Source organism: Streptomyces sp. NPDC005435, from assembly GCF_040703155.1.
In the GTDB taxonomy this organism is placed as follows: domain Bacteria; phylum Actinomycetota; class Actinomycetes; order Streptomycetales; family Streptomycetaceae; genus Streptomyces.
Map to the genome: position 1 here is coordinate 356,440 of NZ_JBEXEQ010000001.1, position 24,534 is coordinate 380,973.

General features: G+C 73.0%; 20 protein-coding genes. 6 read left to right on the forward strand and 14 right to left on the reverse strand.

Annotated elements, in window-relative coordinates:
• Positions 1–145: 145 nt before the first annotated feature.
• Positions 146–1,093: a Bro-N domain-containing protein gene (locus AB0898_RS01675; RefSeq protein WP_366800803.1), complete on the forward strand. Its 948-nt coding sequence runs from the start codon at positions 146–148 to the stop codon at positions 1,091–1,093.
• An 89-nt stretch (positions 1,094–1,182) separates the two neighbouring features.
• On the opposite strand, the gene AB0898_RS01680 is transcribed toward AB0898_RS01675, so the two are convergent.
• Genes AB0898_RS01680 through pdhA (AB0898_RS01690) form a run of 3 tightly spaced genes read right to left on the reverse strand, consistent with a single transcriptional unit; the run spans position 1,183 to position 4,787 of the window.
• The gene (locus tag AB0898_RS01680) at positions 1,183–2,586 is read right to left on the reverse strand and encodes a dihydrolipoamide acetyltransferase family protein (protein WP_366800804.1); all 1,404 of its coding nucleotides are present in this window, start codon (positions 2,584–2,586) and stop codon (positions 1,183–1,185) included.
• Positions 2,587–2,596: 10 nt separating this feature from the next.
• On the reverse strand, positions 2,597–3,574 hold the full coding sequence (locus AB0898_RS01685) for an alpha-ketoacid dehydrogenase subunit beta (RefSeq protein WP_366800805.1): 978 nt from the start codon (positions 3,572–3,574) through the stop codon (positions 2,597–2,599).
• 1 nt (position 3,575) lies between these two features.
• Entirely contained in the window at positions 3,576–4,787 is a 1,212-nt protein-coding gene (gene pdhA, locus AB0898_RS01690; protein ID WP_366800806.1) for a pyruvate dehydrogenase (acetyl-transferring) E1 component subunit alpha, read from the reverse strand.
• Positions 4,788–5,399: 612 nt separating this feature from the next.
• Here pdhA (AB0898_RS01690) and AB0898_RS01695 point away from each other — a divergent pair.
• Positions 5,400–6,416, forward strand: coding sequence for a phosphotransferase (locus tag AB0898_RS01695; RefSeq protein ID WP_366800807.1), 1,017 nt, complete (start codon positions 5,400–5,402; stop codon positions 6,414–6,416).
• A 99-nt stretch (positions 6,417–6,515) separates the two neighbouring features.
• On the opposite strand, the gene AB0898_RS01700 is transcribed toward AB0898_RS01695, so the two are convergent.
• The gene (locus AB0898_RS01700; protein WP_366800808.1) at positions 6,516–8,213 is read right to left on the reverse strand and encodes a protein kinase domain-containing protein; all 1,698 of its coding nucleotides are present in this window, start codon (positions 8,211–8,213) and stop codon (positions 6,516–6,518) included.
• Positions 8,214–8,571: 358 nt separating this feature from the next.
• Here AB0898_RS01700 and AB0898_RS01705 point away from each other — a divergent pair, with 358 nt between their 5' ends.
• On the forward strand, positions 8,572–10,149 hold the full coding sequence (locus AB0898_RS01705; protein ID WP_366800809.1) for a protein kinase domain-containing protein: 1,578 nt from the start codon (positions 8,572–8,574) through the stop codon (positions 10,147–10,149).
• A gap of 113 nt (positions 10,150–10,262) precedes the next feature.
• Here the strand turns inward: AB0898_RS01705 and AB0898_RS01710 are convergent, their stop codons facing one another.
• The gene (locus AB0898_RS01710) at positions 10,263–10,799 is read right to left on the reverse strand and encodes a bacterial proteasome activator family protein (protein ID WP_366800810.1); all 537 of its coding nucleotides are present in this window, start codon (positions 10,797–10,799) and stop codon (positions 10,263–10,265) included.
• A gap of 232 nt (positions 10,800–11,031) precedes the next feature.
• Here AB0898_RS01710 and AB0898_RS01715 point away from each other — a divergent pair, with 232 nt between their 5' ends.
• The gene (locus AB0898_RS01715) at positions 11,032–11,595 is read left to right on the forward strand and encodes a hypothetical protein (protein WP_366800811.1); all 564 of its coding nucleotides are present in this window, start codon (positions 11,032–11,034) and stop codon (positions 11,593–11,595) included.
• A 13-nt stretch (positions 11,596–11,608) separates the two neighbouring features.
• Here the strand turns inward: AB0898_RS01715 and AB0898_RS01720 are convergent, their stop codons facing one another.
• Genes AB0898_RS01720 through pdhA (AB0898_RS01750) form a run of 7 tightly spaced genes read right to left on the reverse strand, consistent with a single transcriptional unit; the run spans position 11,609 to position 19,809 of the window.
• Positions 11,609–12,592, reverse strand: coding sequence for an NAD(P)H-quinone oxidoreductase (locus AB0898_RS01720; RefSeq protein WP_366800812.1), 984 nt, complete (start codon positions 12,590–12,592; stop codon positions 11,609–11,611).
• A gap of 47 nt (positions 12,593–12,639) precedes the next feature.
• A complete protein-coding gene (locus AB0898_RS01725; RefSeq protein ID WP_366800813.1) occupies positions 12,640–13,737 on the reverse strand; it encodes a potassium channel family protein in 1,098 nt (365 codons plus the stop codon).
• Positions 13,734–15,152, reverse strand: coding sequence for a molybdopterin molybdotransferase MoeA (locus tag AB0898_RS01730; protein WP_366800814.1), 1,419 nt, complete (start codon positions 15,150–15,152; stop codon positions 13,734–13,736). The genes AB0898_RS01725 and AB0898_RS01730 overlap by 4 nt, the downstream gene beginning before the upstream one ends.
• Positions 15,149–16,066 (reverse strand): NTP transferase domain-containing protein, encoded by a 918-nt coding sequence (locus AB0898_RS01735; RefSeq protein ID WP_366800815.1) that lies wholly within the window; start codon positions 16,064–16,066, stop codon positions 15,149–15,151. The genes AB0898_RS01730 and AB0898_RS01735 overlap by 4 nt, the downstream gene beginning before the upstream one ends.
• A 49-nt stretch (positions 16,067–16,115) precedes the next feature.
• Positions 16,116–17,663, reverse strand: a complete 1,548-nt coding sequence (locus AB0898_RS01740) for a dihydrolipoamide acetyltransferase family protein (RefSeq protein WP_366800816.1) — start codon at positions 17,661–17,663, stop codon at positions 16,116–16,118.
• Positions 17,663–18,667, reverse strand: a complete 1,005-nt coding sequence (locus AB0898_RS01745) for an alpha-ketoacid dehydrogenase subunit beta (RefSeq protein WP_366800817.1) — start codon at positions 18,665–18,667, stop codon at positions 17,663–17,665. Before AB0898_RS01745 ends, AB0898_RS01740 begins: the two co-directional genes overlap by 1 nt.
• Positions 18,664–19,809 carry a pyruvate dehydrogenase (acetyl-transferring) E1 component subunit alpha gene (gene pdhA / locus AB0898_RS01750; protein ID WP_366800818.1) on the reverse strand — a complete coding sequence of 382 codons (1,146 nt, stop codon included), beginning with the start codon at positions 19,807–19,809 and terminating at the stop codon, positions 18,664–18,666. The genes AB0898_RS01745 and pdhA (AB0898_RS01750) overlap by 4 nt, the downstream gene beginning before the upstream one ends.
• A gap of 175 nt (positions 19,810–19,984) precedes the next feature.
• On the opposite strand from pdhA (AB0898_RS01750), the gene AB0898_RS01755 reads away from it, so the two are divergent.
• The gene (locus tag AB0898_RS01755) at positions 19,985–20,485 is read left to right on the forward strand and encodes an Lrp/AsnC family transcriptional regulator (protein ID WP_407078275.1); all 501 of its coding nucleotides are present in this window, start codon (positions 19,985–19,987) and stop codon (positions 20,483–20,485) included.
• Positions 20,486–20,524: 39 nt separating this feature from the next.
• Here AB0898_RS01755 and AB0898_RS01760 read toward each other — a convergent pair whose 3' ends face one another.
• Both AB0898_RS01760 and AB0898_RS01765 read right to left on the reverse strand, forming a co-directional pair.
• Positions 20,525–21,112: a TetR/AcrR family transcriptional regulator gene (locus tag AB0898_RS01760; RefSeq protein WP_366800819.1), complete on the reverse strand. Its 588-nt coding sequence runs from the start codon at positions 21,110–21,112 to the stop codon at positions 20,525–20,527.
• On the reverse strand, positions 21,109–22,623 hold the full coding sequence (locus tag AB0898_RS01765) for a 3-hydroxyacyl-CoA dehydrogenase (RefSeq protein ID WP_366800820.1): 1,515 nt from the start codon (positions 22,621–22,623) through the stop codon (positions 21,109–21,111). The genes AB0898_RS01760 and AB0898_RS01765 overlap by 4 nt, the downstream gene beginning before the upstream one ends.
• 212 nt (positions 22,624–22,835) lie before the next feature.
• On the opposite strand from AB0898_RS01765, the gene paaN reads away from it, so the two are divergent.
• Positions 22,836–24,527 (forward strand): phenylacetic acid degradation protein PaaN, encoded by a 1,692-nt coding sequence (paaN, locus tag AB0898_RS01770; RefSeq protein WP_366800821.1) that lies wholly within the window; start codon positions 22,836–22,838, stop codon positions 24,525–24,527.
• Positions 24,528–24,534: the final 7 nt, after the last annotated feature.

Genomic DNA, 24,534 nt, shown 5'->3' on the forward strand with positions numbered 1-24,534 from the left:
CATGTGCGGCCACTTCCCTCTAGCACGCCCCGACTTGCCGAAACCCGGGAATCACGCCGCCTTCCCTCGCAATCGTGAACATCCCGTCCCCCGACTGGCATATGCGATTTCCTCCGCCCTACGTTCCGGCTCGGAGGTGACGCACATGAACGAACCCAGCAACCGCCCCGACGCGTCCGCACCCCACGAGGCCATCGACATCAGCGACTTCGTGTACGCGGCGACGGGAGCCCGCGTACGAAGGCTGACGATGCCGGACGGAAGTCACTGGTTTCCGGCGGTGGATGTGTGCCGGCAACTGGGCTACACAACCACGCGCAAAGCTCTGCTCGACCATGTCCCCGAGTCTCATCGAGAGATTATCGAGAGAGTGACTGGAGGTCACTCTCTCAGCGTTCCCGCAGGTAGAGAGTGGCGCCGAGACATGAATCTGATCGACCTCCAAGGGTTGATCCTCTTGGTGAACGCCTGCACCAAACCCGCCTGCGCCCCCTTCAAGGAGTGGGTCGCGGAAGTGATCGAGACCGTACAGCGGGAGGGTTCGTACTCTCTCGAAGAGGCCGAGGTACAGCCGGCCGCCCCCGGCTCCCCCGTCGCCTACGCGATGCCGGACCAGGTCGCGGAAGCCATCGTCCGTCTGGAGGCGCACAACCTCCAGCTGGACGCGGAGTTGGCGGGCGCACAGCGTGAATCCCTGGCGCTGCAAAGGGAGATGCTCGCGACGCAGCACGCCACGCTGACGGCGCAGCAGGCCATCGCGGACGCGATGGGCCGGATCGCGGACCGGCTCGACGGCCTGACCCTCACCCGCGTCACCGCCCCCGCCGTCCCCACCACCACCGCCTCCGTCCTGGCCGACTGGCGCGAACGGCTGTCCGTGACGGAAGACGTCTGGACCGTCGCCGTCGTCATCGCCCCGGTCCTCGTGGAAAAGGGAGAACTCCGCGAGCCCCTCGAATCCCTCGCATCCCGCACGGGGTTGACGGTCCGTCGAGTCAACGAATGCCTGCGCCTGCTCCACAAGCACGCCTGCATCCGCTCTCGTGGAGGAGCGGAGAACGGGGCGCCGGTGTACGTGCTCAATACGGTCTGAGCGTGCCGCTCATAGTGGGCGGTTGAGAGAATGCCGAGAGCGTAACTGGAGGTTACGCTCTCGGCATTTCCGCAGGTCAAAAGGGCACACTATGCCCAGGTCATCAGCCGCTTCGGCTGTTCCAGGATCGCTGCCACGTCTGCCAGGAACTTGGAGCCGAGTTCGCCGTCGACCAGGCGGTGGTCGAAGGAGAGGGCCAGTGTGGTGACCTGGCGGGGCTTGATCTTGCCCTTGTGGACCCAGGGCTGGAGTTTGATCGCGCCGACGGCGAGGATCGCGGATTCGCCCGGGTTGAGGATGGGCGTGCCGGTGTCGACGCCGAAGACGCCGACGTTGGTGATGGTGATGGTGCCGCCCTGCATGGCCGCGGGGGACGTCTTGCCCTCGCGGGCCGTCGTCACCAGGTCGCCCAGCGCCGCGGAGAGCTGCGGAAGCGTCTTGGTGTGGGCGTCCTTGATGTTCGGCACGATCAGACCGCGCGGAGTGGCCGCGGCGATGCCCAGGTTGACGTAGTGCTTGAGCACGATCTCCTGGGCGGCCTCGTCCCAGGACGCGTTGATGTCGGGGTTGCGGCGGATCGCCACCAGGATCGCCTTGGCGATCAGCAGCAGCGGGTTGACGCGCAGCCCGGCGAACTCCTTGTCCTGCTTGAGTTCCTCGACCAGCTTCATCGTCCGCGTCACGTCCACCGTCACGAACTCCGTGACGTGCGGCGCCGTGAACGCCGAGCCGATCATCGCCTGCGCGGTCGCCTTGCGGACACCCTTGACCGGGATACGGGTCTCGCGCGACGTGTCGTACGCCGCCACAGGCGTCACGGGCGCCACCGGCGCGGCGGGAGCCACCGGCGCCTCGGTCGCCGGCTCCGCCGGTGCCACCGCCGCGTGCACGTCCTCGCGCGTGATGATCCCGTCCGGGCCGGACGGCGTCACCGTGGCGAGGTCCACGCCCAGGTCCTTGGCCAGCTTGCGCACCGGCGGCTTGGCCAGCGGGCGCTCCTGCACGGGAGCGGGAGCAGGCGGGGGCGCCGCCGCACCGTGGCCGTTCAGCTCGGCCTGCACCGCCTGCGCGGCCGCCGGCACCGTCACCTCGGGCCCCTTGCGCGGGCGCCGCTTGGTGGAGGACGCCGCCACGCCGTACCCGACGAGGACCGGCTGACGCTTCTGCGGCTCGGCCTCCTCGGCGACCGGAGCGACAGCCTCCGGCGCCGCGGCCACCGGCGGCGCCTCACCGCCCGACACGTCCACCGCGATGATCGACGTGCCCACGTCCACCGTCGTCCCCTCGGGGAAGCGCAGCTCGCGCACCACCCCGTCGTAGGGGATGGGGAGTTCGACGGCCGCCTTGGCGGTCTCGACCTCGCACACCACCTGGCCGTCGGTGACCTTGTCGCCCACCTGCACGTACCACTTGAGAATCTCCGCCTCGGTGAGCCCCTCGCCCACGTCCGGCATCTTGAACTCGCGCACGGAAGCTTCCGTCATCGTCGTCACGAAACCTTCCTCAGTACGCCAGGGCGCGGTCGACGGCGTCGAGCACCCGGTCCAGGCTCGGCAGGTACTCCTCCTCCAGGCGGGCCGGCGGGTACGGGGCGTGGTAGCCGCCGACCCGGAGCACCGGGGCCTCCAGGTGGTAGAAGCAGCGCTCGGTGATGCGCGCGGCGATCTCCGCGCCGGAGCCGAAGAACACCGGCGCCTCGTGGACGACCACCAGACGGCGGGTCTTCTCCACCGAGGTCTGGATCGCGTCGAAGTCCAGCGGGGAGACCGAGCGCAGGTCCAGGACCTCCAGGGACTTGCCCTCCTCGGCGGCGGCGTCGGCCACCTCCTGGCAGAGCTTGACCATGGGGCCGTAGGCGGCCAGCGTCAGGTCGGTGCCCTCGCGGACCACGCGGGCCTTGTGCAGCGGGGCCGGGATCGCCTCGAAGTCGACCTCGCCCTTGTCCCAGTAGCGCCGCTTGGGCTCGAAGTAGATCACCGGGTCGTCGCTCTGGATGGCCTGCTGCATCATCCAGTAGGCGTCCGAGGAGTTGGACGGGCTGACGATCTTCAGGCCGGCCACGTGCGCGAACAGCGCCTCGGGGGACTCGGAGTGGTGCTCGACCGCGCCGATGCCGCCGCCGTAGGGGATGCGGATGACGACGGGCATCTTGACCTTGCCCAGCGAGCGCGCGTGCATCTTCGCCAGCTGGGTGACGATCTGGTCGTACGCGGGGAAGACGAAGCCGTCGAACTGGATCTCCACCACCGGGCGGTAGCCGCGCAGGGCCAGGCCGATCGCGGTGCCGACGATGCCGGACTCGGCCAGCGGGGTGTCGATGACGCGGCTCTCGCCGAAGTCCTTCTGGAGACCGTCGGTCACCCGGAACACACCGCCGAGCTTGCCGACGTCCTCACCCATCACCAGGACCTTGGGGTCCGTGTCCAGGGCGCGCCGCAGCGACTCGTTGATCGCCTTGGCCAGAGCCATCTTCTCGGCCATGTCAGTTGCCCCCTTCCACGTCCGCGAACGACGCCTGGTAGGCGGCGAACTGGGCGCGCTCCTCGTCGACGAGCGCGTGCCCGTCCGCGTACACGTTCTCGAAAATGGCGAACCGGTCCGGGTCGGGCATGGCGCGGACCGCTTCGCGCACTCGTTTGCCCAACGTCTCGGACTCGGCCTCCAGTTCCTCGAAGAATCCCTCGTCCGTGTGGTTTCCGGCCTCCAGGAACCGGCGCAGGCGCAGGATCGGGTCCTTCGCCTCCCACGCCTGGCGCTCCTCGTCGCCCCGGTAGCGGGTGGGGTCGTCGGAGGTGGTGTGGGCGCCCATCCGGTAGGTGAACGCCTCGACCAGGGTCGGGCCCTCGCCCTGGCGGGCGCGCTCCAGCGCCCAGCGGGTCACGGCGAGGCAGGCCAGCACGTCGTTGCCGTCGACGCGGACGCCGGGGAAGCCGTAGCCCTGCGCGCGCTGGTAGAGCGGCACACGGGTCTGCTTCTCGGTGGGCTCGGAGATCGCCCACTGGTTGTTCTGGCAGAAGAACACGACCGGGGCGTTGTAGACCGCGGAGAAGGTGAACGATTCCGCCACGTCGCCCTGGCTGGAGGCGCCGTCGCCGAAGTAGGCGATCACGGCCGAGTCCGCGCCGTCCTTGGCCACGCCCATCGCGTAGCCGGTGGCGTGCAGCGTCTGGGAGCCGATGACGATCGTGTACAGGTGGAAGTTGTTGCCGTTGGGGTCCCAGCCGCCGTTGTTCACCCCGCGGAACATGCCGAGCAGGTTGGCCGGGTCGACCCCGCGGCACCAGGCGACGCCGTGCTCGCGGTAGGTCGGGAAGACGTAGTCGTCCTCGCGGGTGGCGCGGCCCGAGCCGATCTGGGCGGCCTCCTGGCCGAGCAGCGAGGCCCACAGGCCCAGCTCGCCCTGGCGCTGCAGGGCGGTGGCCTCGGCGTCGAAGCGGCGGGTGAGCACCATGTCGTGGTAGAGACCGCGCAGCTCCTCGGGGGTGATGCCGTCGACGTACGCGTCGAACTCGGCGTTCGCCACGCGCTCGCCCTCGGGCGTCAGCAGCTGCACCAGCTCGGGCTCGGTGCTCTGCTTCGCGGCGGTGCGGGTGGTGCGCCTGGTGCCGGTGGTGCCGGTGCTGCCGCCGGTCTTCCCGGTCTTGCCTGCGGCGCCGCGTCGCGGCTTGCGCGCGGCACTGCTGTCCACGGTCACGTGTGCTCCTCCGTCGTTCCGGCTCCCGGGGTTGCCGGTGAGCCTGAGGTCCCCCTTGCTCGGTCGGAGCCGGGGGAGCGGCCACCTGTTCACGACCACCGGGCACGGGGTGGGTGCCACTCGGCCGGGAACAGGCGTGACAGGTGCCCCGGCGAGCGCCCTGCGACATTTACGTTACCCAGTGCTCCACATTTCTGTGAAACCCCGCCTGACCTGCGATTTTGCTTGGATTTCCAAGTAAATCGGCAGAGTCCGGAAGTTCCCTGGTCACAGCCTTGCAGGAGGCCGGAGCAACGGCACGTTATCCCGCTCACCCAGGTCACGGGAAGACTCCGCGCAGGAGTGCGCACGGGCGTGGCGCGGGGCGTGGCACCGGGTGTCACAGGGGTTCGGCACCGGGTGTCACGCGGGTGCGGCGCCGGTGCGGAGCGGGTTTGCCGGGCGCTTTTCCGGAATTCCCCGGGAGCCGCGCGAAAAGCGCCCCGGAGTTCACGGCGCGACATCGTGTGACCGAATGCGATCGGCAGCGACTGCCTGTGACAAGGCCCAGCTCACGGCCGCTTTTCGTGCCCTAGCATCTGCCGCGTGCAGCGCCTTTGTGTACCACCCCTCGTGCCCCACGCGCCCCCACTTGGCGCCTTGTTACGTCTCTACGAAGCCGGTACGGCCCTCGACTGCGAACCGGTCGACCAGGGACTGCTCAACCGGGGATACCGGGTGCGCACCACCCGGGGCCACTACTTCCTCAAGCACCATTTCGACCCGGACACCGCCGACCCCGCCGCCATCGAGCGCCGGCACCGGGCCACCCAGCGCCTGGCCGCGGTCGGGGTGCCGGTCGCCCAGCCGCTGACCCACCGCGGGGGCCGTACGGTCGCCGTGGTCGGCGGGCACGCCTACGCGCTGCACCCCTGGATCGACGGCGGCCACCGGCACGGCGGCCAGCTCACGCGCGCCCAGAGCGCGCGCCTGGGCGCACTGCTCGGCGCCGTGCACGCCTGTCTGGAGCGGGTGATGCCGCCCAAGGGGCGCACCCGCCCGGCCACGAGCCCGCACCCGGTGGAGAGCGCCGACCCGGCCGACACCTACGCGCTCATCGACGACCTGCTCGGCCGCGTCAGCCGCCACCGCCCCGCCGACGCCTTTGACGAACTGGCCCGCCGACGCCTGCTGGAACGCCGTGACCTGCTGGAGCAGCACGCGGGACGGCGTCCGCCGCGCGGCGGTCCGGTGGGCTGGGTGCACGGCGACTTCCACCCGTTCAACCTGCTCTACGTCGACGACGCCCCGGCCGCCATCGTCGACTGGGACCGGCTCGGCGTGCAGCCGCGCGCGGAGGAGGCGGTCCGCGCCGCCGCGATCTTCTTCCTGCGGCCCGCGGGCACGCTGGACCTGCCGAAGGTCAGGGCGTACGCCCGCACGTACCGGCGCGCGGCCCGCGCCACGCCCTCGGAGCTGGCGGCGGCCGTGCACCGGGTGTGGTGGGAGCGCCTGAACGACTTCTGGATGCTGCGCTGGCACTACGAGCGCGGCGACACCCGCGCCGACTGCCAGTTCCCGGCCGCCTCGGCCCTCGTGGTGTGGTGGACCCGCGAGTACGAGGCGGTCTGCGACGCCTTCACGAGCTGAGCGGCCCGCACGAGCCGAGCGGGCTTCAGCAGGCGAGCGCCGGGCCCCGGTGGCCCGGCCCCGTCACGACGCCGTCGGAGGGGCCGGGGTCGGTGGCCTTCAAGTCGTCTCGCCGCCCGCGCCGCCGTCGGTCGTGGTGCCCTGCGCGGCGCCGCCGCTGCCGGCGCTCGCGCCCTGGTCGGTGCTGCCGGTCGCCCCGCTGCCCTGGCTGGCACCGGCGTTGCCGGCGCTCGTGCCCTGGTCGGTGGTGCCGGTCGTACCGCCGCCCTGGCTCGCCCCGCCGTTGCCGGTGGTCGTGCCCCCGTCGTCCCCGCCGGTGGTGCCCTGGTCCGAGCCGCCGTCGGTGGTGTCCGAGGGGTCGTCCGTCGGGTCCGCGGTGGTGGGCGCGGTCTGGGAGTAGGACGGGGACCGGTAGCCGCCGCTGTAGCCGCCCGAGCCGCCGCCCTGCGTGCCCGTGTTCTGCTCGGGCGCGTCGGTGGTGTCGTCGTCGGGGGTCTCGGTGGCCTTGTCGTCCTTGTGGTGGGTCTTGGAGTGGCTCGGCGACGGCTTGGCGGGCTTGCCCTCGTCCCCGCCGCCCGAGTTGTTGAGCGCGAGCGCGACTCCGGCCACCACCGCGATCACCGCGAGCGCGGCGAGGAGCCACAGCTTGCCGCGGCCGCTGCCGTGGTTGCCGTTGCCCTCGAAGCCGCCGTCGTCGCCGCGGCCGTAACCGCCGGGCAGTATCGGCTGCGGGATCTGCGTGGTGCCGCCGCCGTAACCGCCGGCCTGGGGCATCACGGTGGTGCCCGCGAAGCCGCCGGGCGGGGTGTGCCGGGCCTCGGGCGCGTCCACCGGGCCGGTGTTCCAGGTGCCGGAGTGGCTGCCCTGGTCGTACAGCATCTGCAGGCCGTACTGGATCAGGCCGCGCATCTCCTCGGCCGTCTGGAACCGGTCGTCCGGCTCCTTGGCGAGCGAGCGCATGACCAGGCCGTCCAGCTCCGGCGGGGCCCCGTCGGCGACCTGCGAGGGCGGCACCGGCATGTCCTGGACGTGCTGGTAGACCACCGAGAGCGGGGTCTCGCCGGTGAACGGGGGCCGCAGCGCGAGGAGTTCGTAGAGCAGGCAGCCGGTCGCGTACAGGTCGGAGCGGTGGTCGACGGCCTTGCCGAGCGCCTGCTCCGGGGAGAGGTACTGGGGGGTGCCCATCACCATGCCGGTCTGGGTCATCGTGGACTGCGCGCCGTGCAGGGCGCGGGCGATGCCGAAGTCCATCACCTTGACCGCGCCGTTGTCGGTGATGATGACGTTGGCCGGCTTGATGTCACGGTGCACGATGCCGTGCTGGTGCGAGTAGGCGAGCGCGTCGAGCACCCCGGAGACGATGATCAGGGCCTGCTCGGGGCCCGGCGCCTCGGCGTCGATCAGCAGGTCGCGAATGGTGCGGCCCTCGACCAGCTCCATCACGATGTACGGCACGGCGTGGCCGTTCACCTCGTCCTCGCCGGAGTCGTACACGGCGACGATCGAGTGGTGGTTGAGGCCGGCGACCGACTGAGCCTCGCGCGTGAAGCGGGCCTTGGACACCGGGTCCTCGGCAAGATCGGAACGGAGCAGCTTGACCGCGACGGTGCGGCCCAGACGGATGTCCTCGGCCGCGAACACCTCGGCCATGCCGCCCCGGCCGAGCCGGTGCGTCAGCCGGTAGCGGCCGTCGCCGACGAGTCCGCCGTTGCCCCACGCCTCCGGCGCGTCCGCCATGCCGCCCGCGGCCACCTCGGGGTCGTCGGACGGGCCTTGGGCGCCGTGCGTCTGTGCCATCGGTCCTCGCCGTCGTTTCTGCCCGCATGTCGCGCGGTGTTGTTACGGTCTCCGTCGGCCACGCTACAGCCTTCACGGTGGCCGTCGGTCCCGATCCGGGGCCGGGGCCGACCCGAGACGGACCGGCCATGAAACCTGTACCCCGCGCCCTCGTGCAAATTCCGTGCGGCCTCCGTACACCTGCTGTAACGCTTCCGCGACGCTTCCTTCGCGTACGGTCACGGAACGGGCACCGCGCTTGACGTGGCACCGCCCTCGGGCAGACTTGGCCGGGAATGACACATTCGATCAAGGCAGGTCCGCACACGGCCCGTTCGCTCCGCGGCGGCCCGGGCCGGCCAGTGGGGGACGCGGAGAGATGAGCGAGGACGGCGCACAGGGCCGGTACGCGGGGCGGGCGCTCGCCGGCGGCCGCTACCAGCTGCGCGACCTGCTCGGCGAGGGCGGCATGGCCTCCGTGCACCTGGCGTACGACGCGGTGCTCGACCGTCAGGTCGCGGTCAAGACCCTGCACACCGAGCTCGGCCGCGAGCAGGCCTTCCGCGAGCGGTTCCGCCGCGAGGCCCAGGCCGTGGCCAAGCTCACGCACACCAATATCGTCTCCGTCTTCGACACCGGCGAGGACGAAGCGGACGGTATGCCGTACATCGTCATGGAGTACGTCGAGGGCCGCCCCCTCGGCTCCGTCCTGGCGGACGACGTACGGCAGTTGGGCGCGATGCCCGCCGACCGGGCGCTCAGGATCGCCGCCGACGTGCTCGCGGCGCTGGAGATCAGCCACGAGAAGGGGCTGGTCCACCGGGACATCAAGCCCGGCAACGTGATGGTGACGCCGCGCGGCGTGGTCAAGGTGATGGACTTCGGCATCGCGCGGGCGATGCAGTCCGGGGTCACCTCGATGACGCAGACGGGCATGGTCGTCGGCACCCCCCAGTACCTCTCCCCCGAACAGGCCCTCGGCCGGGGCGTGGACGCCCGCTCCGACCTCTACTCGGTCGGCATCATGCTGTTCCAGCTGGTCACCGGGCGCCTGCCGTTCGACGCGGACTCCCCGCTGGCGATCGCGTACGCGCATGTGCAGGAGGAGCCGGTCGCGCCCTCCTCCATCAACCGCGCGCTGCCCCCTGCGGTGGACGCGCTGATCGCCCGCGCGCTGCGGAAGAACCCCGCCGAGCGCTTCCCGACCGCCGAGGCCATGCGGGAGGAGTGCCTGCGCGTGGCGGCCTCGCTCCAGCAGGCGGCGCCGAGCATCGTGCCGGGCTCCGGTCCCCTGCAGAGCGGCGCGGGCGTCGCCTCGACGGTGTTCCCGCCGGTGGACCAGACCCGCCAGGCGCCACCGCCCGGCCCCGTCCAGCAGCCGTACCAGCCCCTCGCCCCGCAGCACCCGTACGGCGCCCCTTCCTACGGCTATCCGCAGCAGGGCGGCTACCCCACCACCCCGGTCGGCTACGGGCAGCCCGGGTACGCGACGAGTCCCTCGGCTCCCGCCTCCTCCGGCAGGGGGAACCGGACCGTGGTCATCGCCTCGGCCGTCGTGGCCCTCGTCGCGGTCGCGGGTCTCCTCTTCGCCCTCTCCCAGCGCGACGACGACAAGAAGAACGAGGCGAAGGGCGGCTCCTCCGCCTCCGCACCGCCCTCCCACGCGGCCGGCTACCGGGGGCCCGACACCAGCAAGACGATCGACAAGACCGAGTGCACCGAGCCGTCCGAGTCGTACAACGACCCGGACAAGGTGCAGCTCCCGGACTTCCGCTACAAGTACGTGAAGTCCGTCAAGGAGTGCCTGCACGCCGCAGGGTGGCGGGTGAAGGAGGTCCTGGTCGACGAGAACACCTACGGCCAGGGCGCGGTGACGGCGCAGTTCCCCAAGCCCGGCACCGACGTCGACCCGAAGGACGTCGAGGTCCAGCTCAACGTGTCCACGGGCAACCCGTGACCGTGCGCTGAGCCCGTGACCATGCGCTGAGCCTGTGACCGTGCGCTGAGAAGGGCCCGGCGGGGATGTCCGCCGGGCCCTTCTCACGGGTCGTTCCAGGTCTCGGCGGGCCCTTACAGGTACGGGCCGCCCGAGCGGCCGCCCATGTGCTCGTCGTCGCCCTCCGGGGCCATGCCCGGGGGCAGGGCGCGGCGCATCTGCTCCAGCTGGGCGCGCGCGGCCATCTGCTGGGCGAACAGCGTGGTCTGGATGCCGTGGAAGAGGCCCTCCAGCCAGCCCACCAGCTGCGCCTGCGCGATCCGCAGCTCGGCGTCGCTCGGGACGACCTCGTCCGTGAAGGGCAGCGAGAGCCGCTCCAGCTCCTCGACCAGCTCCGGCGCGAGGCCGTCCTCCAGCTCCTTGACCGAGCTGGCGTGGATCTCCTTGAGCCGCACCCGGCTGGCCTCGTCGAGAGGAGCCGCGCGCACCTCCTCCAGGAGCTGCTTGATCATGCTGCCGATCCGCATGACCTTCGCGGGCTGCTCGACCTGCTCCGTCACGGGAATCTCGCGGGAGCCCTCGTCCCCGCCGCCTCCGAGCGCCGTGCCGTCCTGGCCCACGACGAGGATCTGGGGATTCTCCGGCGACCGTTCGTTCCTCGGCATCTCCATGCCGTCATTGTCTCGCACGGCCCCACCCCATCACCGCCGCGCCCCCTCCCGCTGCCGATCTCCCCGTCCGGCCCGGCGTTCGAGTCCGTGCGGGAGCGGCCGTAGACCTGTCGGCCCATTCCGAAATGCCCTCGCGTGCGCCGGATGTGAGGCTGGATTCCGTCGGTTTTCCGCCGGTCACGGCATCGGACACGCCGCCGGACTCGGCAACTGGTTCCGGGAGGTCACCGACGTGACTCCAAGGCTGCGACTTCTGCTCCGCCTCGTGCGGCTGCTGCTCGTCCTCACGGCGGCGGCCGCGCCCGCGGGCGGTACGGCGACGGCGTACGGCGCCACCTCCGCCCCGCCGGGCTCGCCCACGCCGCCCGGCGCCTCCGCGTCGCCGTCCGCCCCGGGTGCCGTCACCGTCTCCCCCGCCGCGCGGACCCGCGCGTCCGGTTCCGCCTCGCCCACCGCCAGCCGGCCCGGTCCGTCGCGGGCCGGGAGCCTGGCCGGTGAGGGGCGGCTGCGGCCAGGACGGCCGGACGGCCCCGCGGCCGAGGAGGAGGGCACGGCGAGCGCCCCGGCGGCCGCCACGACCCGGGTCGCCTATCCGGAGGAACCGGAGACCGCCGACGCCCCGGCCGTCCCGGTCACCTCCACCCCGGCGAGCGCCCCGGCCTCCGCGCCCGCGGCCGTGAACCAGGGTCAGAGCCCGGCCGCCCCGGCAAACATCCTGCCGCTGGGCAGCGGCCTGATGCTGGTCGGTCTCGGCCTGGCGCTGGCGTTCGTGGGGCTGCGGGTGCGGCGGGACTGAGCGGGCCCCGCGTCTACTCGGGCGCGACCAGCAGCACCTTGCCGATGTGACCGCTGCCCTCCACCACCCGGTGCGCCTCGGCCGCCTCGGGCATCGGCAGCTCGCGGTCCACGACCGGGCGTACGACTCCGGAGGCGAGCAGCGGCCACACGTGCTCGCGTACGGCGGCCACGATCGCGGCCTTCTCGCTCAGCGGCCGGGCGCGCAGCGAGGTCGCGCTGATCGCGCCGCGCTTCATGAGCAGCGCGCCGATGTTCAGCTCGGCCTTGACGCCCCCCTGCATCCCGATGATGACGAGGCGTCCGTTGACCGCCAGCGCCCGGACGTTGCGGTCGAGGTACTTCGCGCCCATGTTGTCGAGGATCACGTCGGCGCCCGCGCCGTCGGTGGCCCGCTCGATCTCGGCGACGAAGTCCTGCTCGCGGTAGTTGATCAGGATGTCGGCGCCCAGCTCGGCGCAGAAGTCCAGCTTCTCCTTGGACCCGGCCGTCACCGCGACCCGGGCACCGATCGCCTTGGCCAGCTGGATCGCCATGGTGCCGATGCCGCTGGAGCCGCCGTGCACGAGCAGCAGCTCGCCCGGACGCAGGTGGGAGATCATGAAGACGTTGGACCAGACGGTGCACACCACCTCGGGGAGCGCGGCCGCCCGGTCGAGGCCGATCCCGGCGGGAACGGGCAGCAGCTGCCCGGCCGGGACGACGACCTTCTGGGCGTAGCCGCCGCCCGAGAGCAGCGCGCACACCTCGTCGCCGACGGACCAGCCGGAGACGCCGGGGCCGAGGGCGGCGATCCGGCCGGAGCACTCCAGGCCGGGGTAGGGGGACGCGCCGGGCGGCGGGTCGTAGAAGCCCTGCCGCTGCATGATGTCGGCGCGGTTGACGGCGGTGGCCACCACGTCGACCAGCACCTCGCCCTCGCCGGGCACGGGGTCGGGCACCTCCTCCCACACCAGCTTCTCGGGCCCGCCGGGTTCGGGAATGGTGATCGCATACATGCCCACGACGCTACTCCGCGGGTCCGGCGGCCCGGAGCCGGACCCGCTCAGTCGCCGGGCAGCGGGCGCGGGTGCGGGGCGACCTGGGTCGTGGGGGTGGCGCGGGCGATGGTGATCAGACGGTCGGTCAGCTGGAGGGTGCCGACGGCCGGGTCGTCGTAGCCGAGCACCCGGTGTCCGCGCAGGACGCTCACCACCAGGTCGTCGGCCTCGCGCGGGGTCTTGCCCGCCTCGGCGCGGACCACGGGGCGCTCCACGATGTCCATGCCGCTGCCCTGCTGGATCAGATCCTCCATCACCATGCCGGCGGCGGGGCTGAGCACCGAGAGCCCGAGCAGCCGGCCGGCGGCGGCGGAGCTGGTGATCACGGCGTCGGCGCCGGACTGCTTGAGCAGCGGGGCGTTCTCCTCCTCGCGCACGGCGGCCACGATCTTGGCGCCCCGGTTGAGCTGCCGGGCCGTCAGGGTGACCAGGACGGAGGTGTCGTCGCGCTGCGGGGCGATGATGATCTGCCGTGCCTTGTGCACCTCGGCGCGGCGCAGGACGTCGCTGCGGGTGGCGTCGCCGACCACGCCCGCGTAGCCCTCGGCGGTGGCCGCGTCGATCGCCTTGGAGCTGGGGTCGACCACGACGACCTGCTCGCTCTTCAGCCCGGTCGCGCACACGGTCTGGATCGCCGAACGGCCCTTCGTACCGAAGCCGATGACGACGGTGTGGTCGCGCAAGGTGGACCTCCAGCGGTTCAGGCGCCATTCCTCACGGGTGCGTTCGGTGAGGACTTCCAGCGTGGTGCCGACCAGGATGATGAGGAACAGCACGCGCAGGGGCGTGATGACGAGGATGTTGGTGAGCCGGGCGCTGTCGCTGACCGGCGTGATGTCGCCGTAGCCGGTGGTGGAGAGGGTGACCGTCGCGTAGTAGAACGCGTCGAGCAGATCCACCGGGCCGTCGGAGTTGTCGTGGTAGCCCGCGCGGTCGGCGTAGACGACGAAGGCGGTCGCGACCAGCACCAGCAGCGCCATGACCAGCCGTTTGGCCACCTGGCGGATCGGACGCTCCACCTCTTTCCTGGGGAGCTTGATCCGATGCGTCACCAGATGGTCGCCGGTCTGGCGGGCTATGGCGTCATGGCCCGGAAGTTTCACGTGAAACACACCCCGATTCCGCCCGCCGCCCACGGCAGGTCGAGCAGCTCCGCTCCCGCGCTCTGCGGGGAGCCGCCCGGCGGTACGACGGCCAGCGCGTCGGCGGCGGCGATCCCGCGCAGCATGGCCGGACCGTCGTAGCGCAGCGCTGCGGCATGGTCGCCGCGCAGCGTCACGGGAACCAGCCGGGTGTCGTGCGGGTGCCCCCGCACCGGCTCGCGCAGCGGCAGTACGTACGGCTCGGGGGCCGGGCGGGCCGCCAGGGCGCGCAGCAGCGGCTCGGCGAGCGTGACCAAGCCGGATACCGCCGCGAGGGGGTTGCCGGGCAGCCCGACGAGATGCCGGCCGTCCTTGATCCGGGCCAGCAGCATGGGGTGGCCGGGGCGTACGGCGACCCCGTCCACGAGGAGTTCGGCGCCGAGGGCCGCGAGGGTGGGGTGCACCTGGTCGACCGGGCCGGCCGCGGTGCCGCCGGTGGTGACGATCAGGTCGGCGCGCGAGGAGGTGATCGCCCTGCGCAGCGCCTTGGCGTCGTCGCCCAGCCGGCGTACGGCGGTCACCTCGGCGCCGAGCGCGCGCAGCCAGGGCGCGAGCATCGGGCCGAGCGCGTCGCGGATCAGCCCGTCGTGCGGCAGTCCCTCGGTGAGCAGTTCGTCGCCGAGGACGAGGATCTCGGCGCGCGGGCGCGGGACGACGGCGAGGGTGTCGTACCCGGCCGCCGCCGCGAGACCGAGCACGGGCGGGGTGACCAGGGTGCCGGCCGGCAGCAACTGGTCACCGCTGCGGCACTCCTGACCGCGCGGCCGGATGTCCTGACCATGGCTCATTTCCCGGGTGGCGTGCAGCCGGCCCTGGGCGTCCGTGCGGCCGTGCTCGCTGCGCAGGACGGCGGTGACCCCGGCCGGGATGCGGGCGCCGGTCGCGATGGGCGCGGCCTCGCCGTCGGTGAGCGGCTCCTGCGGGGCGTGTCCGGCGAGCACCCCGGACTCCCGTACCTGCCAGGGGCCGGGTCCGGCGACCGCCCAGCCGTCCATGGCGGAGGTGTCGAAGGAGGGCAGGTCGCTGCGCGCGTCCAGCGGAGCCGCCAGGACCGTGCCGAGGGCGTCGGCGAGGGACACGGAGACCGGCTCGCGGCGCGTGGTGGCGCGGCCGGCCCGGGCGGCGGTCTCGCGGGCGCGGGACCAGGGGGTGGCGGTGGCGTGTCCGCCGTGGTGCCGGTGCCCGGCCTCGGGAGCGGAGGGGGTGGCCGGGGCGGACCGGGTGGCCCGGATGGCCTGGGTGGAGGCGTGCGCGGGGGCGGACGGGTGCGCGGCCGTCGTCGGCACGGGCCGTACGAGGGCCAGCGCCTCCTCCACGTCCAGGTCGTCGAGTTCGTCCCCGGCGGACGCCCCGGCACGGGTTCGCGGGGCGGTCATCCGGCGTCCGGAGCGGTGTCGCTGTGCTCGGCCTCCCAGCGCAGGGCGAGGGAGGCGACCTTCCCGGCGGCCTCGGCGATGGCCTCGGCGTCGCCCTTGCCCTGGGCGGCGGCGTAGCCGACGAGGAAGGTGGTGAGCGGGGCGGCGGGGCGGGCCACGCCGTGCGCCACGTCGCGGGCCACGTCGAGCAGGACGCGGGTGTCCACGTCGAGGTCGATGCCGAGCTCGTTCTTGACTGCGGTGATCCATTCGTTCAGCACGTGCCCATGCTCCCTGATGCGCGCCCTGGCGCGGGAGATGTCGTCCCAGGTGTCGCAGTCGAAGGAGGCGAGCGCGTCCGGGACGCGGGTCAGCCGCAGCGCGGCGGTCAGGCGGCGCAGCGGGAGCCCGGTGAGGCCGTCGTGTTCGGCGGCGAGGGCGTCGAGCGCGCCGCGCAGGGCGGCGGTGCGGTAGGCGGCCACGAGCGGCTGGTCGCGGCCGTCGGCGTCGGTGAGCAGCGCGGCGTCGGCGCCGCTCTCCCGCAGCGCGGCCAGCAGCCGCAGCACGGTCGCCTCGTCGAGGAACGGCAGGTCGGCGGAGAGGACCACCGCGAACTCGGCGTCCGTGCGCCGCAGTCCGGCGTCCAGGGCGGCGACCGGTCCGCCGCCGGGCGGCTCCTCGCGCGCCCAGCGCACCGGCCGCGCGGTGGGGCGCGGGTCGGCCACGACGACGGTCCCGGCCGCCCCGGCGCAGGCCGCGAGGACCCGGTCGAGCAGCGGACGGCCGCCGACCCGTACGCCCGGCTTGTCGGCACCGCCGAGCCGCCGCGCGGCACCCCCGGCCAGCACGACGGCGTCGTACGGCGTGTCGGTCCCGGGGGCCGCCGGGGCCGGGGACGGGGCGGGACTCGGGTCGGCGGGGGCGTTGTCGGTCACCCTCCGAGTATGTCCCGTCCGGCTCGGAGGGTGCGCGGGCCCGCCGGGTTCACAGGGTGCGCAGGAGCACCGCCGGCTGTTCGACGCAGTCCGCCACGTACCGCAGGAAGCCGCCCGCCGTGCCGCCGTCGCACACCCGGTGGTCGAAGGTGAGCGAGAGCTGGACGACCTGGCGCACGGCCAGCTCGCCCTCGTGCACCCACGGCTTGGGGACGATCCGGCCGACGCCGAGCATGGCCGCCTCCGGGTGGTTGACGATCGGGGTGGAGCCGTCGACCCCGAAGACGCCGTAGTTGTTCAGCGTGAAGGTGCCGCCGGTGAGGTCGGCCGGGGTGAGCCTCCCCTCCCGGGCCAGCTCGGTGAGCCGGGCGAACTCGCCGGTCAGCCCCTCGGCGTCGCGCGCGTGGGCGTCCCGGACGACCGGCACGACCAGTCCGCGCGGGGTCTGCGCGGCGAACCCGAGGTGCACCTGGTCGAGCTGGACGATCTCGCGCGCCTCGGTGTCCACGTACGAGTTCAGCTCGGGGTGGCGGGCGAGCGCGGCCGTGCAGATGCGGGCGAGCAGCGCCAGCAGGGAGATCTTCGGTCCCCCGGCCGCGTTCATGGCGGCCCGCGCGCGCATCAGCTCGGTGGCGTCGGCGTCCACCCAGCAGGTCGCGTCGGGGATCTCCCGGCGGCTGCGCGCGAGCTTGTCGGCGACGGCACCGCGTACGCCCTTGAGCGGGATGCGGTGCCCTGCGGGGCTCTCGGCCGGGGTGGGCGGGGCAGTGGGGGTGGGGGTGGCGGTGGGTGCGGTGTCGGTGCGTGCGGTGGTGGTGTCCTGAGCCGCCGTCGGGCGGTCCGGTGCCGCCGCCCTGGCCCGCAGCACGTCCTCCACGTCCGCGCGCAGGATCAGCCCGTCCGGGCCCGAACCGTGCAGGGTGCGCAGGTCCACGCCGTTGTCGCGGGCGATGCGGCGGACGAGGGGGGAGATGACGGCGACGGGGCCGTCAAGGTGAGTGGGGGGCGCGGGGGGCGCGTCCGCGTCCGCGTGGGCCGGGGTGCGGGACGTGGTCCGGTCCGGGGCGGGAGGCGCGGACATGTGCGATGCGGTGGGGACGGCGGCCGGGCGGGACGCGTCGGTGCGGGACGCGCCCGGGCGGGACACATCCGTGTGGGACGCGCCCGTGCGGGGCCGGCTCTCCGGCGCGCCGTCCGCGGCGGGCACGTTCCCCGCGCCCGCGCCGATACCCGCGCCGAGCCCCGTCCGCACCCTGCGGCGGCGCCCCGAGGACGCCCGGGTGCCGTAGCCGACCAGGACGTTGCCCGACTCCTCGCCGGCGGCCTCGGCGGGCTCGCCGCCCGGCTCGTCCGAGCCCACGGCGACGGTGATCAGGGGCGCGCCGACGGGCAGTTCGGTGCCCTCCTCGCCGAAGCGCGCGGTGACCACGCCGCCGTAGGGGCAGGGCACCTCGACCATCGCCTTGGCCGTCTCGACCTCGACCACCGGCTGGTCCACGGCGACCACGTCGCCCACGTCCACCAGCCAGCGCACGATCTCCGCCTCGGTCAGTCCCTCGCCGAGGTCGGGCAGCTTGAACTCCAGTACCTGTGCCATCAGCCCTCGGCCTCCCACTGCAGCCGGGCCACGGCGTCCAGCACGCGGTCGACGCCGGGCAGATGGTGCCGCTCCAGCATCGGCGGCGGGTAGGGGAGGTCGAACCCGGCGACGCGCAGCACCGGTGCCTCCAGATGGTGGAAGCAGCGCTCGGTGATCCGCGCGGCGATCTCTCCGCCCGGTCCACCGAACCCGGTCGACTCGTGCACGACGACCGCGCGTCCGGTGCGCCGTACGGAGGCGCACACCGTCTCGTCGTCGAAGGGCACCAGCGAGCGCAGGTCCACGACCTCCAGGTCCCAGCCCTCGGCCTCGGCGGCCTCCGCGGCCTCCATGCAGACCGGGAGGGAGGGGCCGTAGGTGACGAGGGTGGCGCTGCGGCCGGTGCGGCGGACCACCGCGCGGCCGATGGGCGCGACCTCGTCGGGCTGCTCGGGGTTCCAGGCGTCCTTCGACCAGTACAGCCGCTTGGGCTCCAGGAAGACCACGGGGTCGTCGGAGGCGATGGCCTCGCGCAGCACCCCGTAGGCGTCGGCGACGGTGGCCGGGGTGAGGACGTGCAGGCCGGGGGTGGCCATGTAGTACGCCTCGGAGGAGTCGCTGTGGTGCTCGACGCCGCCGATGCCGCCGCCGTAGGGCACGCGCACGGTGATCGGCAGGGGCATCCGGCCCCGGGTGCGGTTGCGCATCTTCGAGACATGGCTGATCAGCTGCTCGAACGCCGGGTAGGCGAACGCGTCGAACTGCATCTCCACCACCGGCCTGAGGCCGTACATGGCCATGCCGACGGCGGTGCCGAGGATGCCGGCCTCGGCGAGCGGGGTGTCGGTGCAGCGCTCCTCGCCGAACTCCTTGGCGAGCCCGTCGGTGACCCGGAAGACACCGCCGAGGGTGCCCACGTCCTCGCCCATGACGTGCACGTTCGGATCGGCGGCCATCGCGTCGCGCATCGCGCGCGTGAGGGCCTGCGCCATGGTGGCGGGCTTGACGGCCACAGTGGTCATCGACGGCCGCCTTCCGGGCCGTCCTGCTCGGCTTCCAGCTCGGCGCGCAGCATCTCGCGCTGCTCGCGCAGTTGCGCGGTGGGTTCGGCGTACACGTGGTCGAAGAGTTCCATGGGGTCGAGCGGGGCGTCCTGGTTCATGCGTTCCCGCAGGTCGGCGGCCATCGCCTCGGCGTCCTGGCGTACGGCGTCGATGGCGGCCTCGTCGAGCAGACCGCGCGCGGTGAGCTCGCCCTCAAGCAGCCGGACGGGGTCGTGGGCGCGCCATGCCTCCACCTCGGCCTCGCCCCGGTAGCGGGTGGCATCGTCGGCGTTGGTGTGCGCGTCGACGCGATAGGTCACCGCCTCGACCAGGGTGGGTCCACCGCCCGCACGCGCGTGCCGGACGGCGTCGCTGAGCACCTCGTGCACGGCGGCCGCGTCGTTGCCGTCCACCAGGCGGCCCGGCATCCCGTACCCGACGGCCTTGTGGGCCAGGGAGGGGGCGGCGGTCTGCTTGGCGAGCGGGACGGAGATGGCGAAGCCGTTGTTCTGCACCAGGAAGACGACCGGGGCCTGCCAGACGGCGGCGAAGTTCAGCGCCTCGTGGAAGTCGCCCTCGCTGGTGCCGCCGTCGCCGACCATGGCGAGCGCGACCACGTCGTCCCCCTTGAGCCGGGCGGCGTGCGCGAGACCGACCGCGTGCGGCAACTGGGTGGCGAGCGGGGTGCTGAGCGGGGCCACGCGGTGGGCGTGCGGGTCGTAGCCGCTGTGCCAGTCGCCGCGCAGCAGGGTCAGCGTCTCCACCGGGTCCACGCCCCGGGCGACGACGGCGAGGGTGTCGCGGTAGCTGGGGAAGAGCCAGTCGCGGTCCTCCAGGGCCAGCGCGGCGGCGACCTCGCACGCCTCCTGGCCGGTGCTGGAGGGGTAGACGGCCAGGCGGCCCTGCTTGGTCAGCGCGGTGGCCTGCGTGTTGTAGCGGCGGCCGCGCACCAGCTGGGCGTAGAGCCGGAGCAGCAGGTCCGGGTCGGCCTTGGCGGCGGCCCCGGTGCCGAGGACGCGATAGGGCTCGGCGTCGGGCAGCAGCGGCGCGGGGTCCATGCGGGGCTGCCAGGCGGGCGGCGGCGATGGCCGGTAAGCGCCCCGCTGCTCCATGACCGTCATGACGGCACCTCCTCGTGGGAGTGGCTACGGGAGGCGGGTCGGCTGTGACCCGTCTCACCTACCGATTGTTCGGTCGCCGATGCATTTTGGCTACTGGCCCCTCCAGGCTGTGGACAAACGGTTCTCCACAGCCTGCAATGAACGCAGGACGTCCACGGCGATGAAGCGGGGGGACATGACACCTGAACAAATGGCCCAGGCGCCGGAGGCGGGAACGGCCTTGCCCCCGCCGCGTCCGCTGGACGCCATAGATCAGGACATCCTGCGGATCCTCCAGGCGGACGGCCGCGCCTCGATACGTTCCGTCGCCGACCGCGTCCACGTCTCCCGCGCCAACGCCTACGCGCGGATCAACCGCCTGGTCGAGGACGGGGTGATCCGGGGCTTCGGCGCCCGCGTGGACCACGAGCGCGCCGGGCACGGCACGTCGGCGTACATCACGCTGAACATCGTCCAGAACACCTGGCGCACGGTCCGCGAGGAGCTGCGCCGGCTGCCCGGCGCCTCGCACATCGCCCTGGTCGGCGGCGACTTCGACGTCCTCCTCCTGGTGCACACCCCCGACAACCGGGCCCTGCGCGAGCTGGTCCTCACCCGGCTCCAGGCCATCCCGGAGGTACTGAGCACGCGGACGCTGCTGGTCTTCGAGGAGGAGGACGTGGGGCCGGAGGCGTGAGGGAGGGAGCCCCTCGGCCGGGCACCCCGGCCGGGCACCTCAGTCTCCCCGCAGCCCCGCGAACACCAGCCGTACCACCGCGTCGGCCACCTCGCGCCCGTTCGCCCCGCGGGCCTCGGGCCGGTACCACTCCACGATGGAGTTGATCATGCCGAAGACGAGCCGGGTCGCGAGGCGCACCTCGACGTCCGCGCGCACGTCCCCCTCCTCGGCGGCCGCGCGCAGCAGGTCCGCGACCCGGTGGTCGAACTCGCGGCGCCGCTCCAGCGCCCACCGCTCGGCCTCGGTGTTTCCGCGCACCCGCAGCAGCAGCGTCACATAGGGCAGCTCGGATATGAGCACCTCGACCATGCGCCGTACGACGTACTCCAGCCGGCCGACGGCGCGCCCCTCGCGCGCGTGTTCCTCGTCGAGGATGGCGAAGAGGCCGTCCAGCGCCCGCGAGACCGCCCGGCGCAGCAGCTCCTCCTTGCCGCTGACGTGGTGGTAGATCGAGGACTTGGAGATGCCGGCGGCCCGGGAGAGGTGCTCCATGGACGTGCCGTCGTAGCCGCGCTCGTTGAAGACGCGCACGGCCACCGAGAGCAGGGTCTCGGGGGTGTACGTGTCGCGCTTGGCGGTGGTCATGAGGTGCCCTCCCGCTTGTCGGTGGCGTAGGAGTGCCGGTAGAGGGCGAGGGACGGCGCGTACCGCCCGGAGGGGTCGCACGCGTGCAGCTGGTCGAGCAGGTCGTAGGCCCAGCCCCGGCCGAGCGCGCGGCTCCACTCGAAGGGGCCGCGCGGGTAGTTGACGCCGAGCTTCATGGCGGTGTCGATGTCCTCCTCGGTGGCGACGCCCTTGGCGACGGCGTCGTGCGCGAGGTCGACGATCCGGGCCACCGTACGGGCGACGATCATGCCGGGCACGTCCCCGATGACGCTGACGTCCTTGCCGAGCGCCTGGAAGAGGCCGACGGCCTCGGCGAGGGTGCGCGGCGAGGTGTCCTGGGAGGCGGAGAGCGCGATACGGGTGGCCGCGCGGTAGTCGAGCGCGAGGTCGAAGTGGACGACGTCGCGGAACTCCACGGAGGTCTGGCCGTCGGCGAGGATCAGCTGTCCGCCGCTCGGCAGGACGAGCAGGGAGCCGTTCTCCTCCTCCTGCTCGTGGACCGGGATGCCCGCCTCGCGGATCAGCGCGAGCAGGGGAGCCGCCGGGCCGAGGTCGCCCTCGACGGTGACATGGGCGGGCGGCTGCTCCTTCTCGGCGGTGTGCGGCTCGGAGCGCTCGGCGCCCTCCGCGTAGTCGTACCAGCCGTGGCCGCTCTTGCGGCCGAGCCTGCCGGACTCGACCAGCCTGCGCTGGGCGAGCGAGGGCGTGAAGCGCACGTCCTGGAAGAACGCCTGCCACACCGAATGGGTGACGGACTCGTTGACGTCCTGCCCGATGAGGTCGGTCAGCTCGAAGGCGCCCATCCGGAAGCCGCCGCTCTCGCGCAGCACCGCGTCGATGGTCGCCGGGTCGGCGCCCTGGGACTCGTAGACCGCGAACGCCTCGGCGTAGAAGGGGCGGGCGATCCGGTTGACGATGAAACCGGGGGTGTCCGCGCAGGCCACCGGGGTCTTTCCCCAGGCGCGGGCGGTCTCGTACGCGCGCGTGGCCGACGTGACGTCCGTGGCGAAGCCGGAGACGACCTCGACCAGGGGCAGCAGCGGCGCGGGGTTGAAGAAGTGCAGGCCCACCAGGCGGCCGGGGTTGCGCAGCGCGCCGCCGATGGCGGTCACCGACAGGGAGGAGGTGTTGGTGGCGAGCAGACAGTCGTCGCCGACGATCTCCTCCAGCTCGGCGAAGAGCCGCTGTTTGACGTCGAGCCGCTCCACGACGGCCTCCACCACCAGCGCGCTGCCGGCCAGGTCCTCGACGGGCCCGGCGGCGGTCAGACGGGCGCTCGCCGCGTCCCGGTCTGCGGCGGTGAGCCGGTCCTTGGCCACCAGCCGGTCCAGCCGGGCGCGGATCGCCCCGGCGGCCTCCTGGGCACGCCCGGGAACGGCGTCGTAGAGCCGCACGGGGCGGCCGGCGACCAGCGCGACCTGGGCGATGCCCTGGCCCATGGTGCCGGTGCCGACCACGGCCACGGGGCTGCTGAGGTCCAGTGCTGTCATGTGCGCGATCCTCCCGCACGGGGTTGTCCACAGATGCGCCGGACCCCCTTGTCCCGACCGATCGTTCGGTTACTCTAGCTCTGACCACCCGTGGCCCACCACCGCCTTCGCCGGGCGCGCACCGGGCCCGCATCCCAGCAGCAGCCGCTTTCTCCGTTTCCGCCCAGGTCGGAGCTCGACGACGAGTTCCCGAGACGAGGAGTTGGTCCCGCATGGCCGCCCCACTGACCGCACACGAGCTGATCGCGAAGCACCGGCCCACACTCGACCAGGCCCTGGAAGCGATCCGCACGCGCGCGTACTGGTCCCCGCACCCCGAGCACCCCAAGGCCTACGGCGAGCACGGCAGCCTGGACGCCGCCGCGGGCAAGGCCGCCTTCGACGCCGTCCTCGGCACCCGTCTCGACCTGGACCAGCCGGGCACGGACGACTGGGTGGGCGGCGAGCTCTCGCCGTACGGCATCGAACTGGGCGTGACCTACCCGCACGCGGACCTCGACGTGCTGCTGCCCGCCATGAAGGCCGGCCAGGCCGCCTGGCGGGACGCGGGTCCCGAGGCGCGCGCGGCGGTCTGCCTGGAGATCGTGAAGCGGATCAGCGACCGCACCCACGAGTTCGCGCACGCCGTCATGCACACCAGCGGACAGGCGTTCATGATGGCCTTCCAGGCGGGCGGCCCGCACGCGCAGGACCGCGGCCTGGAGGCGGTGGCGTACGCGTACGCGGAGCAGACCCGCACCCCCCAGGCGGCCGAGTGGTCCAAGCCGCAGGGCAAGCGCGACCCGCTGAACCTGACCAAGACGTTCACGGCCGTCCCGCGCGGCATCGGCCTGGTCATCGGCTGCAACACCTTCCCGACGTGGAACGGCTACCCGGGCCTGTTCGCCTCCCTGGCGACCGGCAACGCGGTCCTGGTCAAGCCGCACCCGCGCGCGGTGCTGCCGCTCGCGCTCACCGTCCAGGTGGCCCGCGAGGTGCTGGCCGAGGCCGGGTTCGACCCCAACCTGGTCGCGCTGGCCGCCGAGCGCCCCGGCGAGGGCATCGCCAAGACCCTCGCGACGCGCCCCGAGATCCGCATCGTGGACTACACCGGCTCGACGGCCTTCGGCGACTGGCTGGAGACCCACGCCCGCCAGGCGCAGGTCTACACGGAGAAGGCCGGCGTCAACACGGTGCTCGTCGAGTCCACCGACGACTACCAGGGGATGCTCTCCAACCTGGCCTTCTCGCTGTCCCTGTACAGCGGCCAGATGTGCACCACCCCGCAGAACCTGCTGATCCCGCGCGAGGGCATCAGCACCGACCAGGGCCACAAGTCCTACGACGAGGTGACCGCCGACCTCGCCCGCGCGGTCGACGGCCTGCTCGGCGACGACGCGCGCGCGAACGCCCTGCTCGGCGCGATCGTCAACCCGGACGTGAAGGCCCGCCTGGAGGCGGCCGCCGAGCTGGGCGAGGTCGCCCTCGCCTCCCGCGAGATCGCCAACCCGGACTTCCCGGACGCGGTCGTGCGCACCCCGGTGATCGTCAAGCTGGACGCCGCCAAGCCGGACGACGAGGCCGCGTACACGAGCGAGTGCTTCGGCCCGGTCTCCTTCGCCGTCGCCGTCGACTCGGCCGCCGACGCGGTGGAGCTGCTGCGGCGCACGGTCCGCGAGCACGGCGCGATGACGGTCGGCGCGTACTCCACCGACCCGGAGGTGACACGGGCGGTCGAGGAGGCCTGCCTGGAGGAGGCCGCGCAGCTGTCCCTCAACCTCACCGGCGGGGTGTACGTGAACCAGACCGCCGCCTTCTCCGACTTCCACGGCTCGGGCGGCAACCCGGCGGCGAACGCGGCCCTGACCGACGGCGCCTACGTGGCGAACCGCTTCCGGGTGGTGGAGGTGCGCCGGCAGGCGTGAGCGTCGC